Origin of the sequence: Myroides albus (assembly GCF_024722315.1) — a bacterium.
Taxonomy (GTDB): domain Bacteria; phylum Bacteroidota; class Bacteroidia; order Flavobacteriales; family Flavobacteriaceae; genus Flavobacterium; species Flavobacterium album_A.
Genome location: NZ_CP102754.1, coordinates 317033 through 333954, shown reverse-complemented (window position 1 = coordinate 333954; position 16922 = coordinate 317033). Strand labels below are relative to the sequence as shown.

Below are 16922 nucleotides of genomic sequence, written 5' to 3'. Positions count from 1 at the left end.
TGAATACCTTTAGGGGGATGAATAGATGAAACGGCTAAATTTTATCACCGTAATTTGGTGATGTATTCTAATTTAAATCAGATCCCACTGACGAAAGATGATCGCGTATTTATCTTAATGGGAGGAACGCATACGGCCTTCTTTAATATGTGGTTAGAGCGCAGTCCTAAATACCAACTAATGAATACACTGGATTATATAGAGGAGTTTAAGTAATAAGTATTCTATTGAAGTTAAGGTAAACATTAGGATTGGCAACAGAATATCAACAGTACACAGGGAGTTTAGAAGGTCAAGATATTTGACTTTTTAAACTCTTTGTGTATATAGAGATTGCGATAAAGTGAATAGTAAAGGAGGATAATCGTATAATAATTGCTTTTTTTATCTATTTCTTAATGATTTGGTAACATTGGTTATTGATGGATAGCCTATGTTTGCATCCGCTTTAATTAAATAATAAACAAATGTCATTAAACAATATTTTTCAGTTTTTAGTTCCTAAGGACAAAACATTTTATCCTTTGTTTGAAAAGGCAGCTAATAAGATTAAAAAGCTTTCACAGACTCTTCATGAGGCTGTAAATGCACCAGCCAAAGAAAGAGAGAAGCTTTTGAAGGAAGTTGAAGTTATCAAGCAAGAGATTGAGGTAATTGCTCAGACGACTCGTGTTGAATTAGGTAAAAATTTCATTACTCCTTTTGATAGAGAAGATATTCACAATTTGATAACAGCAGTGGATGCCATTGCAGATAATTTATCAGATGCTGCTTCGCGTATGCGTTTATATCACATTGATAAAATTACAAAGCCTTTACATAAATTGACAGAGGCAAACTTGGAAGCGTGTAATGAAGTAGCTAAGGGATTGTACACACTGGAGAACATGAAAAATCTTGAAGTATTATCTGGTGTATGTAAAAATATCTCGAGATTAGAACGCAAAGCAGATAAGGTATTTGACAAAGCTGTTGCAGATATTTTTGAAAATGAAAATAATGCCATAGAAATTATTAAATATAAAGAGGTAATGACTGCTTTAGAATCGGCAACGGATAGCTGCCGTGATGTTGCTAATGTATTAGAGGCAATCACGGTGAAGTACTCTTAATAAATATAATGGTTTAACTATGGAGTTTTTATCAGAGTTACTGAGTAATCAAGCTGGGATAATGCTGATTATCATTATCATTTTGGCACTTGGTTTTGATTTTATTAATGGGTTTCACGATGCTGCTAATTCAATTGCTACAATTGTTGTAACACGTGTGTTAACCCCATTTCAAGCTGTCCTTTGGGCTGCGTTTTTTAACTTTGCTGCCTATTTTATTTCCTTATACATTGTAGGTGAGTTCAAGATAGGTAATACAATTGCTAAATCTGTAAATGAAGATTTTATAACATTAGAAGTTATCTTCTCTGGATTGATTGCGGCTATTATATGGAATTTATTGACGTGGAAGTTAGGTATTCCTTCTTCTTCATCTCATACTTTGATTGGAGGTTTTATAGGTGCAGCTTTAGCACATGCAGGAAGTTTTGCACCAGGAGGGATAGATGTAATTGTGTACTCAAAAGTAATTCCAATATTCTTATTTATTTTTGGAGCTCCTTTTCTGGGAATGTTCTTGGCTTATTTCATTACGATTGCCATATTGTGGATTTGTAGAAAAATGAATCACCACAAATGCGAGGTGTGGTTTAAGCGTTTACAACTTGTTTCTTCAGCTTTGTTTTCTTTAGGACACGGAGGAAATGACGCTCAGAAAGTAATGGGAATTATAGGTGCCGCTGTTATATTCTATCACGTGCACATTGATATGGATCCTGCTTATACTGTAGAAGGAGTAAATACTTTCTCTGTGTTCGTTGAACATTGGTGGTGGGTCCCTTTAGCATCTTTTATTTTCATTGGTTTGGGAACCTTATCAGGAGGATGGAAGATCGTCAAGACTATGGGGTCAAAGATTACAAAAGTTACTCCATTAGAAGGAGTGGCAGCTGAAACGGCAGGAGCTATGGCTCTATATGTTTCAGAACACATGGGAATTCCCGTGTCAACTACGCATACTATTACTGGTTCAATAATAGGTGTTGGTATTACTAAACGCGTTTCTGCAGTTCGCTGGGGAGTAACAATTAATTTGTTGTGGGCGTGGATATTGACTATTCCTGTTTCAGCTGTAATGGCAATGCTTGTGTATTACTTAGTTTCATTATTTACATAAAAACATTACCTTACTAATGTTTTAGGCCACATAGAAATATGTGGCTTTTTTTGTGTCTTATGCTCATAGTATAATTCCTTGAATAAAGACTTATTAATTAAAAAAAGGAGATGAGTTAAAAACTTATATTGTTTTTAACTCATCTCCTTTTTAGTTTTCTATTTATTAGCTAAGGTGATTGTTGTCCCTTTGTTTATTTTAGATATGATCTTAAAGTCCGCTTTTATCGCTTGTGCTCTTTCTTTCATACTGTTTAAACCTAAACCATTAATTCGGTTTCCTTTAATTCCTATGCCATTGTCTTTTACTTCAAAGACAATCTTGTCATTTGTTGAGGTCACATTGATTTGACATTTTGTAGCATAGGAGTGTTTGTTTATATTTTGGAGTGTCTCTTGTAGGATATGGTAAATATTTACTTTTTGCAAAGTAGTTAAATGCTCAAAAGACAAGTCATCCTCTAAGGTAATGGTAAATACAGTCTTAAAGTTATTACTCTGTTTATTCACCAACTCAACCAATAGATTCTCAAAACTTTTATTCTTTAAAAGGCTACTTTTCGCTAAAGAGTGAGAAATATCCCTTACTGTTTGTTCAAGGTTTACTATTTCTTTAATCAACAATTGTTGCATCTCTTTATTGGCAGAGTCCATTTGTTGAAGATTAAATCTCAGCGTAAAAAGACTATTAATTACTCCGTCGTGTAAATCTTTTGATATTCTATTTCTCTCTTTTTGTATTGATTTGTGTTCGATATTATTGTTCTCGATTAAAAGATTTAGAATTTTCTCATTCTTAGATTTCTGAATATTGAGATTAAAAAGCTCTTTGTTTTTGTTTTTCAACCTAAAATAAAAGATAATAAAAGCTAAACCGATGGTAACCACTGTCGAAATCGCTAAAATAACAGCAATTTTCTGTCTTAAGGATTGGTTCTCCTTCACTAACAGAAAGGTTTCATATTCAATCTTGGCAAACTTTTCTCTCGTTTCTTTTTGTTCAACTTCCAGTACTTTATTTAAGTCGATAAGCTCTTTTACTAATGCTGGAGTAGGATAATCTTTATCGTTTAATAAAATGAGTTCGATTGCTTCTTTTTGCTTCTTAAAGAATTTGTCTTTCTTGGCAAGATTATAAGAAGTCCATGCCCATTTTAGAGAGTTACTTTTATCTCCTAACTCACTATATATATTAGAAATAATCTTTGCAGTATCTGCTTGAAAAAAGATGTGCTTTAGCTTGTCAAATAAATTATACGAAATAAGTAAACCACCAATTACATCGGGGTTAGTGCCATTATAGTGCTGTGCAAGTTGATGTTCTAAATTGATGAAGGCAAAACCTAAATCAGTATAGTTATATTGTATGTATTCGATTCCCTTTGTGGAGTATTCTACTGCTTTGCTATATTCTTTCGTTTCAATGTATAAAAAAGATATGTTGGCATACAATGCTGAATATGCTAAATAAAACTTATCACGGGGTAGCACTTCGAATTTTCCTTCATCATCTTGAAGTATTTTCTCGGCCTTTTTTAAGTTAATTAATGCTTTGTCAAATTCCCCGTGTTCTATATTGTATAAAGACATTAATTGATAAGCTTCAATTAATAATGGGTTTTTAGGGAAATCTTGTAGTATTTTAAGTGATTTAGAAAGTTTAACTTCAGACTCCATTTGAAGTCCCAGTTCATATAATAACCGTGATTGATAAAAATTGTTTTCTGCAACAGGTAAACTATCTCCATTTTTTTTAAAGATGTTTTCTGCTTTCAGATAGTAATAATATACACTGTCTAATTGGCCTTCATCGTGGTAGAAAACGGCTAAGTCGTGGTAAGTATTCGCTAACCTTGTTTGATCGTTTTGTTGTATTGCATCGTCATGAGCAATACTATTCAATTTTAGAAAGGCTTTCTTTTCATTGGTCCAACGTAAAACATCTATAACACTGTCAATTAATTGGGCGTCTTTCTTTGTATTTTTCGAATTTAACGCTCGCTTTGTCTTGTCTTGAATGGATTGTGCAATCGAATCTTTATCTTGTATGTCGCGTTTGATAGCATACAGATTATCTATATCCGTTTTGTATACAGTGTGCTTTTCATGACAACTTATTACAGTGAACAAGATTAGAAATGTAATAGGATAATAAATAAAATTGCGAATTTTATTTGCCATTAGTTTTTCGAAACGATTAAAATGAAATACAAAAATACTATATATTATTTATATACTAAAAAGTTCTTAATAGTTGTATAATCTTGAGTTACTTATCTTTATTGCTTTCTATTAACAAGAATTGGTTAAAAAGAAAAGAGAAGATATTTATTATTAAACAACTTCTCTTTTCTTTGCATTTTATTCATTAAAGTATTTGTTGAATATTTTTATACTATCAATGGGATCTGGCATGCCCATTGGCGCGTTTTCTCTTTCGTAATGTTCAATAAGTATGTTTAATACTTCTAACTCATCAGCTTCAGGAGTATCACTTTTAGCATCTTCTAAAAGCTTTATCCTAATTAATGCCATATGGTAATCTTCTTCAGTTCGAATCGGTTTTATTGTCATAATTGAATTAATTTGGATATAATTTGTACTTGCCTCTGTTGAAGGAGGTTCTATAAAGCTACTAATAAAATTGCGACTTAGACGTCTTTTTACAAAAAAAAGAATATTACATACGTCTTATTGTTTAGGTTAGGTTTTGGAGTCAAGTGAACTTTTTACAGTATAAATTGCTTTGAAGTCTTATAAATAGTGATTTTGGAAGTATATTTTTTTGTTAAAAACAGGTTTTGTGTTCTTATTCTTCTAATTTTGTGTTTATAAAAATTAAAGTAAAAAATACCATGAAAGAATTATTAGAAAAAATCTCTGCTGAGTACGACGCATTCCAAAAAGATGCAGCATTACAAATTGAAAACGGAAATAAAGCTGCTGGAACAAGAGCTCGTAAAGCTTCTTTATCTTTAGAAAAGTTAATGAAAGAATTTAGAAAAGCTTCTTTAGAAGATTCAAAAAAATAATTTTATAGCATATATTGCTTCATTAGAAGTCTTACCATTAATTTGGTAAGACTTTTTTGTTTGTATAGCTGTTAAAATAAGTATCTTTGATATGTAAAAAATATATTATGAAAAAGAAATTATTTGTATTGAGTTTAGCTGCTATGTTGACATTTTCATGTTCAAAGAGCACTAATTATAATGAAACAGTTGTAAATACCTATGAAGCTTATACATCCGAAATGGGAACGATAATGGATGCTGTAGTGAGTAAGGATGAGAAATCTAAAGCAGAAGTTGGCAAGTCAATTGAAAGATTGGAGTTCTTGACAGATAGCTGTTCTACGGTGATGAGTAAGTTAGAACCAAGTGATGCAGCTAAAGAATTTCACGGGGCAGTAGTTGATTTATATAGTACTGTAAAAACTGATTTTATACCAGTATTTAAAGAATTGATGAGTTTAGACGAAAAGAACTTAAATGACGATCAAATTATTCAGTACAACGATCTTGCTGATAAAGTTAATGTTGTTTTTGATAAAATTGACAAGTTAGAGGATAAAGCAATTAGCGCTCAAGAGAAGTTTGCTAAAAGTGAAAACTTAGAACTGAGAAGATAGTAAGATTAAAGCCTTGTATTTCACAAGGCTTTTTTATTGAATATCTTGTTGAACTAATTGTGGTATAGTGTTTAGAAGATTTAGTCGATCTACGGCCGTCATTGTATTTAATGGACCAATGAAAGATTTGCTTATCGGAGCTATTCCACAGTATTCAAGAATACCTTTTTCTAATTGAACGATACCGCTGCTCTTGTATACAGTTTCGTATACAGAAAAGCTAAGATCTCCAGCAGTGTTGATTATCCTTGCACTTTTTCCTTGTAATAATCCTTCTGAAGTGGTCGCAGAGGTGTGTTTAAATGTTATACTCGGTAGAAATGCTCTATCAAAAAATCCCTTTAGTATGGCCGGCATACTTAACCACCATATAGGATGAATAATAACTAAATGATCACACCATTTAATGTCATGGATAGCTTGCAGTAAATCTGGTTCCAGCTCCATTCTTTTTCGGTATCCATTCTTTAAATTAGGGTTGAAATCCAATTCTCTAATAGCAATTAATTTTACCTCGCATTTTTCTGCTAAGGCCTGCGCTTTGTATGTATTTGTTATGGCTTGATTAAAGTTTTCATAATCTGGATGCCCATTTATTATTGTTATTTTGTTCATCTTATTTAATTATTTCTTTGAATAATGATATTTGTAAGTCGAAGTAGTTTTGTGTTAATTGACAATCAAAAAAGTCAAAGGCATGTACTGCACCTTTAACTTCAATTAACTGTGTCTTGATTTCTTGGCTTTGCAGTTTTTTTGCATAGTTAATAGCTTCATCTTTAAAAGGGTCTAATTCACAATATACAATTGTAGTATTGGGTATTCCTTGAAAATGAGTGTGATTTAAGGGAGATGCCTTCTCTTTTTTACGACTATTCTTGGTGTAATTCTCCCACATATAAACAGCTGATTGTTTGCTTTGCATTGGTGCATTTGCAAGTTGTAACATAGACTCTGTTGACAAATCATCACTTAAAGGGGGATATAGCAGATATTGATGAGTAATGCGTTTGCTCAGGTTATATGGAAGGTGTAAGCATATACTCGTCGCAATAGTTGCACCAGCGCTACTACCTCCTATAATCACTTTATCTTTATCGATATTTAATGTTATACAGTTATCTAAGAGGTAATTTAAAACGTCAATTCCATCGTTTATAGCTGCTGGATAAGGATGCTCAGGAGAAAGGCGATAATCTACATTGACAACCGTAATATTTAGTTTGTTAACTAAATTTATTAACTGTGAGTCGTATTGTTCAGGGGAACCAAATATAAATGCGCCACCGTGAAAGAATAAGTAGACAGGTTGCCTTTCGGTTACAGCATTATTGTGGTAGGTTCTTATTCTGATCGATCTGTCTTTCTCACGAGAGGGAATCCATGCGTTTTTGATTGTGAGATTGGGGCTTTCTAATTCGCTGCTATCTTCTTCAAATAAGGTTTTCTCTATTGCTCTAATTTGTTTGGGATTATCTTTCAATAGCGTTTCATAGTCTATGCTATTCCAATTATTTTCATGCATGCTAATCTGCAGGTCAGAGGCCATTAGTTCAAATATTTGTTGCGTAGTCTTCATATCTTTATATTACTTTTGTGCAAAATTATACTGATAAATAGGATGTTTGTAGGTATAATTAAAGTATAAAAAAGTAAAATTGCATTATGGTAAGAGAAAACATATACCGTGACTTAGAAGTTTTTTATGAACAAATAGGAGCGTGTCCAAGTAGAAACAGAACGTTTAACTTTTTTGAATTGGTCTATGTTATTTCTGGAAAAGGGGTTTACGTAGTAAATGAGAATAAGATAGCTTTTAAATCGGGTGATTTATTTATCACTTCTCCGAAAGACACTCATGAATTTGATTTAGAAGGAATTTGTGAGTTTATTGTTGTTCAGTTTACACGTACATTCATCTGTGATTACGAATCAAAGTCAATCAACCATTTAGAGTGTTTGCTATATCACGCGAGTCATTTGTCTGGTACTTTAATACAAAATAAAAGCGATCAAGGTATTCTGGAGCGTTTAATGACAATAATACAGGAATGTATAAATGAAGATAAAGTATATCAAAGTGATTTGCTAAGACAGTTAATAAACTCAGTTATTGTTTTAGCTGCACGCAATATTGCATTTAATCGACCTTTGAATGAACAAATGTCAAAAGAAGATAGAATTTTGAATATTATATCCTATATACAAGAGCATATACAGTATCCAGGGCTTTTGAAAATAGCTGTCATAGCAAATAAATTTGGTATTTCTTCCACGTATTTAGGTGCCTATTTTAAAAAGCAATGTGGAGAGAGTATTCAAGATTTTATATCAAAGTACAGGCTTCGCTTAATAGAGCATAGACTTCTTTTTAGCGCTAAGCGAGTTAGCGAGATTGCGGATGAGTTTGGTTTTATAGATGAGAGTCATATTAATAAGTTTTTTAAGCGACACAAGGGAGTAACTTTAAGTGAGTTTCGAAAAAAATAATATGAAATATCGTTTTTTATTAAATTAAATAATTAATTTAACCTTATCTAAAAGTTAAAATTGGTAAACTTTTATTAGGAAACGCTTTTTTAAGTGAATAAGTCATAGTTTTGTTCGCTTTTTTAAATAGCGGCAAGTAATATATTTCTTAGTATGGGATCACAAAAGGATATAAACCTTTCAGTTTCAAAGTATTTACCTTTTTTGGGCGCATTAGTTATTTTTATGCAGTCCTTAGATGGTACGATTTTGAATACAGCGCTATCTACTATAGCCAGAGATTTTGGTGAATCTCCTTTAGAAATGCAAAGTATAATCGTTTCTTATACTTTGACTGTTGCACTTCTTATTCCTGTTAGTGGTTGGTTAACTGCAAAGTATGGAACAAAGAGGGTGTTTATAAGTGCTATTGTGCTTTTTACCTTAGGGTCTTTATTTTGCGCCTTATCGTTTTCTTTGAATCAACTTATTTTATCTCGTATATTTCAAGCTTTTGGCGGGGCTTTAATGGTTCCTGTAGTTCGCTTAACTCTTTTGTATACTTATCCTAAAGCGCAAATTCTAAAAGTGATAAATTATATTACTATTCCTGCCTTAATTGGTCCAATGCTTGGTCCAACAGTAGGTGGTTTTTTAGTTGAACAGTTAAGTTGGCATTGGATTTTTATTTTGAACATTCCTATAGGGTTAGCAGCAATCGTAATGGCTAAGCGAATTATCCCTAATTTCACCAGTGAAGTTGGTCGATTTGATATCATGGGATGGTTGTATATAAGCGTAGGGTTAACGGCAATAACTTTAGTGATAGAGAAATGGAATAATCCGCACTTTACACTTTTGGGACTTTTTGCTATGCTGGTGCTGGGAGCCTTATCTTTAGCAATCTATATTTTACATGCAAAAAGGAAAACATACCCTTTGATTAATTTGGGTATTTTTTCTTTAGTTAGTCTTAGGGTGGGTGTAGTAGGTAATCTTATTTCAAGACTGGGTACTGGTGGCATGCCCCTAATGATTCCGCTGATGCTACAAGTAGGATTTGGTTATTCTGCGTTTCATGCTGGTTTAATGATGATACCTCAAGCTTTAGCAAATATATTTTCGCGTACACTTGTATTGCCAATAGTGCGAACGTATGGATATCGAACAACTCTGATTTTTAGTACGATTTTGACAGGTCTTATCATTGGTAATTTCTTTTTCATAACCTTAGCCACATCGTATATTACGGTAATTTTATTAATGGTTTCTTTAGGAGCAGTAACAGCTATACAATCTACAGCTATGAATACCATCACAATGGCTGACTTAAATGAAGAAACGTCAAGTGATGAGAATAGTTTGATCTCTGTGACACAACAGCTTGCTGTTAGTTTGGGAATTTCACTTGCCTCGATGTTGTTGTTGCTTTTTGAGAATAAAGAATTCATTCAAACGAATAATCAAATCGACGCATTTCGATATGCATTTTTAGTAATGGGAATACTAACGGTACTGTCGAGTTATACCTTTACTTTCTTAGATTCAAATGCAGGAACAAGTATTACGGGTAAGGTAATGGTGGACGAGGACGCTTAAGTAGTATCACATTAACTCAAATACTGTTTATAATTAATTAAATGTTAATTAGGCTTTTGTTGTTGAATCTATAACCACAACAACTGTATCTTTAAATTTAGTAATGAAAAAATAGTTTTATGCGTATAGCTCTGTGGGTTTATATAAGTCTTGTTTTAGTAGGAAGTTTGATTACTTTCATACCTTCAATCATGTCATTAGGTTCACCAAGTTTTGGTTATGCAACTAAAAAAGAAAAGATTAAAGTAAGAGTTTCAAAAACGTTCTTAATTGGAGCCTTAGTGTATCCTATAGTGTTTATTATCTCTTTATTTATAAAGCATTTTTTTGATATTGATGTATTGTATTTCTTGACGGGATATGCCACAGTTTTAATTGCGTTATTGGCATTTTGGTTTTTTAGTGAATAGCGGTTTAAAGGTATTTGTACAAAGTGTATTTTAGTTCATTTTGACGTATACTTATTGTATTACTAATCGTACATTATCACCTTGCTTTTATACAATAATAGTTTTAGTAAATACCTGTTTTGTCAAGTAAAAACATTAAATATTTCGGTTGTTTTGTATTGTTTTTTTACATTTTATAATTGAATTGGCACAGTGTTGATAATCTTGTGAAAATCCACTTTACTTTTCTATAAATATCTTATCTTGCTACTATAACTGATTTACAAATTATGAAGAAATTTATTTTTCTGTTTTTACTTGTCATATCTTCTTCGATTAGTCATGGGCAAGGAATTGAAAAGGATATTTTTGAAGACCTAAAGTACCGTTCACAGGGGTATTCAGCTACTTTTAAAAAGAATATATTCGATGATTTAGTTTTTTCTGACAATCAAAAGAATAAAATAGAATTTACGAAGAAGTATTTAGACCTACAGTTTCCAGGTATTCACGATAGTGAAGGAAAGAAGATTTCTTTATTCGAACAACTTCTTTTAACGCATCAAAAAGATAATGGGTATGTAGCAACATATAAAGTTGATATTTTCGATACTGTTATTTTTGAGGATAATAGAGGGAATAAGACTGAAATGGGAAAAGATATTCACGGAAACTCTACCTTTAAAGAGAATAGAGGAGGTAAGAGCTCTTCTATTAGTACTAATTTTAGAGGAGAAGTGGAATACTCATCAGGTGGGGTTAAGGCAACTTTAAAGAAAACATTTAAAGGTACTTGGATGTATGAAGATACAGACAAGAATACAATAGAATTTAGCAGTAAGGCTTGGGACAAAATGTTAGAAAAATTTGGTAGGAAAGAAGATGTTTTATTTTTCTTTGTACAGGAATTTTTATACTAACAGTTATAATACAAGAAGGCTTTGGAATACTCCAAAGCCTTTTCTTTTAATATTTTTTAGCAAAAAATAATGTTTTAGGTGTAGCTACTATAGTGTCCATTGTTTTTAAATTGTAGTAGTCGTAAACAATTTTAACTAAGTAATGTTTATAGTCATATGTTTTCACCGTTTCTTTTATTTTGAGATTAATAGGGTTTAAATCACTTTGTGGAAAACTATCTTTGAATAGATCTTCATATTTGAAAACAAGTTCTTCGTTCTGAGACAGAAACTCTAAGTTTGATCCAGAATAGAAAAGCATGTGATCAATGTTAGAGTAAGCGACATTTTCATCTTTTAAGGGATTGTGATAGGCCACAAAAGTAGCATCACTTTCATCATCTATTCTACTCCATCCTGTACTAACACTGAGCAAATATTCCAAAAGATTATTTTTGTCTATATCGTTATTACTTAATATTTCCAAATCTTGAAAAGTAATTAACCTGTTTTCAATCTTTTTGAATCTTTTTATATCACTCTCTAATATAATTGGTTTAAGCATATTAGGATTTGTTTTTGAATAGATAATTTCAATAGTTTGATCCTTATATACGCTTTCAAAGACTTCTTGCGGTACTTCAACTTGGGTATTTATATCGCGTTGGGATAATGTTTCATGAAAGCTAACTTGTAGTGTAAAAGTATTGTTTTTTACCCCTCGATGGATTGAATTTGCTATATGTGTACCATTTAATACTTTAGCTGAGGCTATGATTCCATTTGTTTCAAATTCACTATCTACTCTTTTTTGTTGAATAGTAAAAAAGAGTACCCCCATAATCAAACCATATAAAATAGCTAATAGCATTTTTCCGAAATCACTTGCATCTTTGTCTTGATTTTTAGACTGTGTGAGAAGTTCTCCTACATCATAAGTAGATGTAATGTTAGTTAAAGAGAATAAAGCTGTGATAGCGCAAGCAATTCCTGTTACAAAAGTAGTTAGATAAGGATTGAAGAAATAGTTCTCTAAAGAAATAAAGTAAAGGAGTACGGTGAATATTATTACACTAATAACACCCCAAAGTATTTGTCCTTTTTTCATATTAATTTTTTGTTAAAAATAATATAATTACTGATGTAAACGGATTATAATCTTAGTTTTATTTATAATTGTAAAATATGTAAGCGGCTGCCAATATGGAAATTAAATATTTTACCCCTTGTACTTCACTTGAGAAGTATATCAAAAAGTTTTGGTATGGAGATGTGTTATCTGAAGCTGATTCTATTTCAAAATACAAGATTCTTGCCGCAGGTTCAACAGGTTTAATTATTCAACATTGTCGAGGAAAGTCTAATTTGTTTAATTATACTGATCAAAGGCAATTGCCAATTGCTTTTCTCTATGGCCAAAAAAGTGATGAACCTTGTGTAAACTATTTTAAAACACATGGATCAATTATTGGCATTGATTTTCACGCATCTGCTTTTAAGAAGATATTTAACGTTAATACAAATGAACTCACAAATACATTAATAGAAGCCCAAGAGTTAATCCCTATCTCTATAATCGAACAAGTAGTTTATTCTTCTTCTATCTTATCAGCGGTCTCTATTTTAGAAGATTATTTTATACAAAAGATACAATTGAGTTATTCAAATACTTTTATTGTAGATCAAGGTTTGATGTTGTTGAATCAGGATTTTTTGCACACTGATTCTCGAACAATTGCCTGTGATTTGCATATTTCACAGCGACAAGTACAAAGGAAGTTCCGAGAAGATATCGGTTTGTCAATTGAAGAGTATAAAAGAGTGGTAAAGTTTCAACACGCCTGTAATGCTATTTACAAAGGAGACTTTACCAAATTGAGTGATTTAGCTTATAACTACGGTTATGCTGATCAATCCCATTTTATCCGTGAGTTTAAAATGTTTTCGGGAAGTACTCCAAAGGACTTTTTGAATCACTGTATTGCTTTTGATACAGAACAAACGGTAGAACAACCAATGCGTATCGTAGGGGTTCGATAAGACTTTATGTCGTTAGCGTTCTATTTTTAGTGCGTGATAAAGTTGAATTTTGTATTTTAAATTAGATAGATTATGTTGGAAATACATCATTTAAATTGTGTAGATATCGATGCTCCTACTGGAGATCATGCTATAGGACATTGTGTTGTTCTTAAAGTAAATGAAAGTCTTGTACTGATTGACTCAGGTATTGGGGTGGTTGATTGTCTTTCACCAGAACTAAGATTGGGCAAAGAGCTAATTGAGATGGTCGGTTTTAACCTCCATGTGGAAGATACAGTGTATAAGCAGTTAAAAAGATTGGGACTCGATCCCAACTGTGTTACTGACATTGTAGTTTCTCACTTAGACTGTGATCATATAGGAGGTGCAAGTGATTTTCCTAAAGCAAGACTTCATGTTGGGTTGGAGGAATATCACAATTATTTATCAGATAATCCTCGCTATCTTCGAAATTTGTTAGATCATAAACCAGTTGTAAAGTTATATGAATCAGCATCAGAACAATTATTTGGTTTAGAAGTCAGAAAAGTAGATATAGAAGGCGATTTGAAAGTTTACCTTACTCCATTATTTGGCCATACTCTTGGGCATTGTGGCGTTTTATATCAAGTAGCTAATCAGTGGTATTTTTATATAGGAGATGCTTATTATTTAAAAGCAGAACTATTCGATGACAATCATTCGGTTAGTCAGCTTACACAAGCAAGAGCAGATGATAATGATTTGCGCTTAAAATCTATGGATATAATAAAAGGGTTTATGAAGGAATATCCAGATGTGAAAGTATATAGTTATCACGATTTGGAGGAGTATAATTCTGTTGTTTAGCGTCTGTATTCACATTTCGTAGTTTGTATCAATGTGGCTTCGTGTTTAGTTGATAGGCTATTCTCTTTAGTGATGTTGTTCTCATGATGAATGGGAAGTATCTTGTTTTGTGGGATCTTCTTGACACAGAATATTCAATGTAGCCCTTGACTATTTTATAAAGTACTCTTTTCTTTTAATGTGTTTTATTTATCAATAACAATATTGAGTTCCTCCTGTATTTCTTGTCTTTAGTAATTGAAGTACTCTCATTACGACTATTTATTCTCAAGATAGAAGTGCTGCCAGTTTATTTTTGTGGTAGTATTTGTCCTATATAAGAATAGGTTTACACTAAGTAAACTTATTAGTGAAAGATAGGTAAAACACAAGGAAAAGGTGTCGTCAACTTAATTATACTTTAGGCGATAAATCATAAGCTGTATGCGAAGTAAAATAAAAACATATAAAAAAGTGAAGTAACATACAATAAAATGAGGTTTTCAAAACAAGGCAAATAGAGGAACTATTTTTTAACCAAATTTACAGGTGATTTATCAATCGCTTTGCATCCATTTGATAGGGGGTTGCTTGAGTTTTTCTTGCACCTTTCTTGCACCTTTCTTCGAGAAAACCGTGCTTTTGACAAGGAAACCCCCAGAAAAGTGCAAGCATTCCCCAAGGAAGTGCAAGAAAAGCCCTCTAATAGAACAGTCGAATATGCTTTTCAGAATTTGTCAATTTCAGTATTTTGTCAAGAGATTATATAGAAGTGTTTTTGGATCATGTAGTTGTGAATTGATCCCTAAGTAGCAGTAGTATTTTTCTTTTTATTATTCAAAACTGAAGTAGGAGTAGTGAGCAAACCATACTTAGATCACTTTGTTTTTTTATTTTTAGGGTTGTTTAGTTGCTTTGTAATGTCGATATTTAAGCCTTAAACCAAGAAAAACCATTATGAAAAAGCCAATACAGGATTTGTATCCGGAGAATCTTGCACACTGTTATGGTTGTGGAAAGAATAATACACAAGGTCACCAATTAAAAACCTATTTAGAAGGAGAAGAAACGATTAGTAGATTTACGCCAGATTTAAAGTATACTGCAATTCCAGGAAGTGTGTATGGAGGATTAATAGCTTCGTTATTAGACTGTCATGGTACGGCTTCGGCTGCTGCATTTGCTTGTGTAGCAGAAGGTATTAGTTTAGAACAAGCACAAATTCCAGTTCGCTGCGTGACAGGTAACCTCAATGTGAATTTCAAAGCGATGACCCCTCAAGGAAAGGAATTAGTAATTATGGGTAAGTTGAAGCACATAGAGGGACGCAAAATCACAGTAGAAATGACCTTATCGGCAGATAATGTTGTCTGTGCTACAGGAGAGATTTTGGCAATTAAGTTGCGAGAGTAAATGAATTTGTAATAATTATTGCAATACAAGAAAAGTATAAAAGCAAGAAAGAGAGTGATTTTATCACTCTCTTTCTTGTTATAGTTGAAAAGTCATTGACTATTTTTCTATTCCTTGATAAACTTTTAAAGCCTCTTTTAGGATTTGGGCAGAGCGAAGTAAATCTTCTTTTTTCAATACATAAGCCATACGAGCTTCGTCTAATCCTACACCAGGAGTAGAATAGAAACCAGCTGCAGGAGCAATCATGACTGTTTCGCCATTTAAGTCATAGTCTTCCAATAGCCATTTTGCAAAATCATCTGCATTTTTCACAGGGAATTTTGCTACACAGTAAAAAGATCCATGAGGTGCTGTTACTTGTACTCCATCAATTTCTTGTAGTGCTTTTATAAATACATCTCTTCTTTCTCTGTATTCCGTTATAACTTCATCAAAATAAGATTCAGGTGTATCTAAAGCAGCTTCAGAGGCAATTTGTGCAAATGTTGGAGGAGAAAGACGAGCTTGGGCAAATTTCATCGCTGCTGTCATTAACTCTTTATTCTTAGAAACAATACACCCAATACGAGCACCGCACATACTATATCTTTTAGATACAGAATCCACCATAATAGCGTGATTAGCTAAGGCAGGGATACTCATTACAGAGATATGTTTAAAGCCATCATATGCAAATTCGCGATATACTTCATCTGCGATAAGGAATAAATCGTGTTTAACAACAAGGTCCGTCAGTTGTTGCATTTCTTGTTCAGAATACAAATAACCAGTAGGATTACCAGGGTTACAGATTAGAATAGCTTTCGTTTTAGGAGTGATTAATTTCTCAAATTCACTGATAGAAGGCAATGCAAACCCATTATCTATAGATGACATTACAGGTACAATTTTTACTCCATTTGAGATAGAAAACCCATTGTAATTAGCGTAAAAAGGTTCTGGAATAATAATTTCATCATCTGGGTCTAAAGTACTTCCCAAGGCAAACATTAAGGCTTCAGAACCTCCAGTAGTAATGATGATATCTGAGAAGTCAACGTTTAAATGATGTCCTTGATAGTAGGTAGCAAGTTTCTTTCTATAGCTTTCAAAACCGGCTGAGTGGCTATACTCTAATACCTCAAAGTTGGCATCTTTAACCGCTTGTAAAGCTCCTTGAGGAGTTTTAATATCTGGTTGACCAATATTTAAGTGATAAACATGATGACCTTTGCTTTTAGCTTTTTCAGCATATGGTACCAATTTTCTAATTGGTGACTCAGGCATATTAATCCCTTTTTGAGAAATTTTTGGCATAATTTATATATTTTAATCTTTAATAATTGACCAAATCAGACAAATAATTATTGTAAGCTGAATCAATTGGGTAGTGTAGTGCAAATGTATATTTTTTTGGGAATATACTGTGGGAAAATCATTACTAAATAATAAGTTAAATATA

At 32.4% G+C, this 16922-nt stretch carries 17 protein-coding genes and 1 pseudogene; 12 read left to right on the top strand and 6 right to left on the bottom strand.

Annotated elements, in window-relative coordinates:
* Positions 1-24 precede the first annotated feature (24 nt).
* The 3 genes and pseudogenes from NWE55_RS01565 to NWE55_RS01555 form a co-directional block, all read left to right on the top strand.
* Positions 25-216 (top strand): annotated as a pseudogene (locus NWE55_RS01565) (DUF5694 domain-containing protein); the annotation flags it as partial.
* 251 nt (positions 217-467) lie between these two features.
* On the top strand, positions 468-1112 hold the full coding sequence (locus NWE55_RS01560; RefSeq protein ID WP_155092930.1) for a DUF47 domain-containing protein: 645 nt from the start codon (positions 468-470) through the stop codon (positions 1110-1112).
* 19 nt (positions 1113-1131) lie between these two features.
* A complete protein-coding gene (locus NWE55_RS01555; protein ID WP_155092929.1) occupies positions 1132-2229 on the top strand; it encodes an inorganic phosphate transporter in 1098 nt (365 codons plus the stop codon).
* Between the two features lie 158 nt (positions 2230-2387).
* On the opposite strand, the gene NWE55_RS01550 is transcribed toward NWE55_RS01555, so the two are convergent.
* Positions 2388-4409 carry a tetratricopeptide repeat-containing sensor histidine kinase gene (locus NWE55_RS01550; RefSeq protein ID WP_155092928.1) on the bottom strand — a complete coding sequence of 674 codons (2022 nt, stop codon included), beginning with the start codon at positions 4407-4409 and terminating at the stop codon, positions 2388-2390.
* Positions 4410-4589: 180 nt separating this feature from the next.
* A complete protein-coding gene (locus tag NWE55_RS01545; protein WP_155092927.1) occupies positions 4590-4802 on the bottom strand; it encodes a hypothetical protein in 213 nt (70 codons plus the stop codon).
* Positions 4803-5083: 281 nt separating this feature from the next.
* Between NWE55_RS01545 and NWE55_RS01540 the strand changes: the two genes are divergently transcribed.
* Together NWE55_RS01540 and NWE55_RS01535 are read left to right on the top strand one after the other, a co-directional pair.
* Complete coding sequence (locus tag NWE55_RS01540) at positions 5084-5260, top strand: BF3379 family histone-like protein (RefSeq protein WP_155092926.1); 177 nt, start codon at positions 5084-5086, stop codon at positions 5258-5260.
* 107 nt (positions 5261-5367) lie between these two features.
* Complete coding sequence (locus tag NWE55_RS01535) at positions 5368-5859, top strand: hypothetical protein (RefSeq protein WP_155092925.1); 492 nt, start codon at positions 5368-5370, stop codon at positions 5857-5859.
* A gap of 33 nt (positions 5860-5892) precedes the next feature.
* Here NWE55_RS01535 and NWE55_RS01530 read toward each other — a convergent pair whose 3' ends face one another.
* Positions 5893-6474 (bottom strand): NAD(P)H-dependent oxidoreductase, encoded by a 582-nt coding sequence (locus NWE55_RS01530; protein WP_258204483.1) that lies wholly within the window; start codon positions 6472-6474, stop codon positions 5893-5895.
* A 1-nt stretch (position 6475) separates the two neighbouring features.
* Positions 6476-7438, bottom strand: a complete 963-nt coding sequence (locus NWE55_RS01525; RefSeq protein ID WP_155092923.1) for an alpha/beta hydrolase — start codon at positions 7436-7438, stop codon at positions 6476-6478.
* Between the two features lie 86 nt (positions 7439-7524).
* Here NWE55_RS01525 and NWE55_RS01520 point away from each other — a divergent pair, with 86 nt between their 5' ends.
* The 4 genes from NWE55_RS01520 to NWE55_RS01505 all read left to right on the top strand — a co-directional run bounded on the left by NWE55_RS01520 (position 7525) and on the right by NWE55_RS01505 (position 11236).
* Positions 7525-8349 (top strand): helix-turn-helix domain-containing protein, encoded by an 825-nt coding sequence (locus NWE55_RS01520; RefSeq protein WP_258204482.1) that lies wholly within the window; start codon positions 7525-7527, stop codon positions 8347-8349.
* A 153-nt stretch (positions 8350-8502) separates the two neighbouring features.
* Positions 8503-9927: a DHA2 family efflux MFS transporter permease subunit gene (locus NWE55_RS01515; protein WP_155092921.1), complete on the top strand. Its 1425-nt coding sequence runs from the start codon at positions 8503-8505 to the stop codon at positions 9925-9927.
* A 119-nt stretch (positions 9928-10046) separates the two neighbouring features.
* Positions 10047-10337, top strand: coding sequence for a hypothetical protein (locus NWE55_RS01510; protein ID WP_155092920.1), 291 nt, complete (start codon positions 10047-10049; stop codon positions 10335-10337).
* 269 nt (positions 10338-10606) lie between these two features.
* Positions 10607-11236: a hypothetical protein gene (locus tag NWE55_RS01505; RefSeq protein WP_155092919.1), complete on the top strand. Its 630-nt coding sequence runs from the start codon at positions 10607-10609 to the stop codon at positions 11234-11236.
* A gap of 46 nt (positions 11237-11282) precedes the next feature.
* Here the strand turns inward: NWE55_RS01505 and NWE55_RS01500 are convergent, their stop codons facing one another.
* Positions 11283-12323: a hypothetical protein gene (locus tag NWE55_RS01500; protein WP_258204481.1), complete on the bottom strand. Its 1041-nt coding sequence runs from the start codon at positions 12321-12323 to the stop codon at positions 11283-11285.
* 95 nt (positions 12324-12418) lie between these two features.
* Here NWE55_RS01500 and NWE55_RS01495 point away from each other — a divergent pair, with 95 nt between their 5' ends.
* The 3 genes from NWE55_RS01495 (at position 12419) to NWE55_RS01485 (ending at position 15478) form a co-directional block, all read left to right on the top strand.
* Positions 12419-13255, top strand: a complete 837-nt coding sequence (locus tag NWE55_RS01495; protein ID WP_155093303.1) for a helix-turn-helix domain-containing protein — start codon at positions 12419-12421, stop codon at positions 13253-13255.
* Positions 13256-13327: 72 nt separating this feature from the next.
* Complete coding sequence (locus tag NWE55_RS01490) at positions 13328-14086, top strand: MBL fold metallo-hydrolase (RefSeq protein WP_155093302.1); 759 nt, start codon at positions 13328-13330, stop codon at positions 14084-14086.
* Positions 14087-15022: 936 nt separating this feature from the next.
* Positions 15023-15478: a PaaI family thioesterase gene (locus NWE55_RS01485; protein ID WP_155093301.1), complete on the top strand. Its 456-nt coding sequence runs from the start codon at positions 15023-15025 to the stop codon at positions 15476-15478.
* Between the two features lie 99 nt (positions 15479-15577).
* On the opposite strand, the gene NWE55_RS01480 is transcribed toward NWE55_RS01485, so the two are convergent.
* Positions 15578-16777, bottom strand: a complete 1200-nt coding sequence (locus NWE55_RS01480) for a pyridoxal phosphate-dependent aminotransferase (RefSeq protein WP_155093300.1) — start codon at positions 16775-16777, stop codon at positions 15578-15580.
* Positions 16778-16922: the final 145 nt, after the last annotated feature.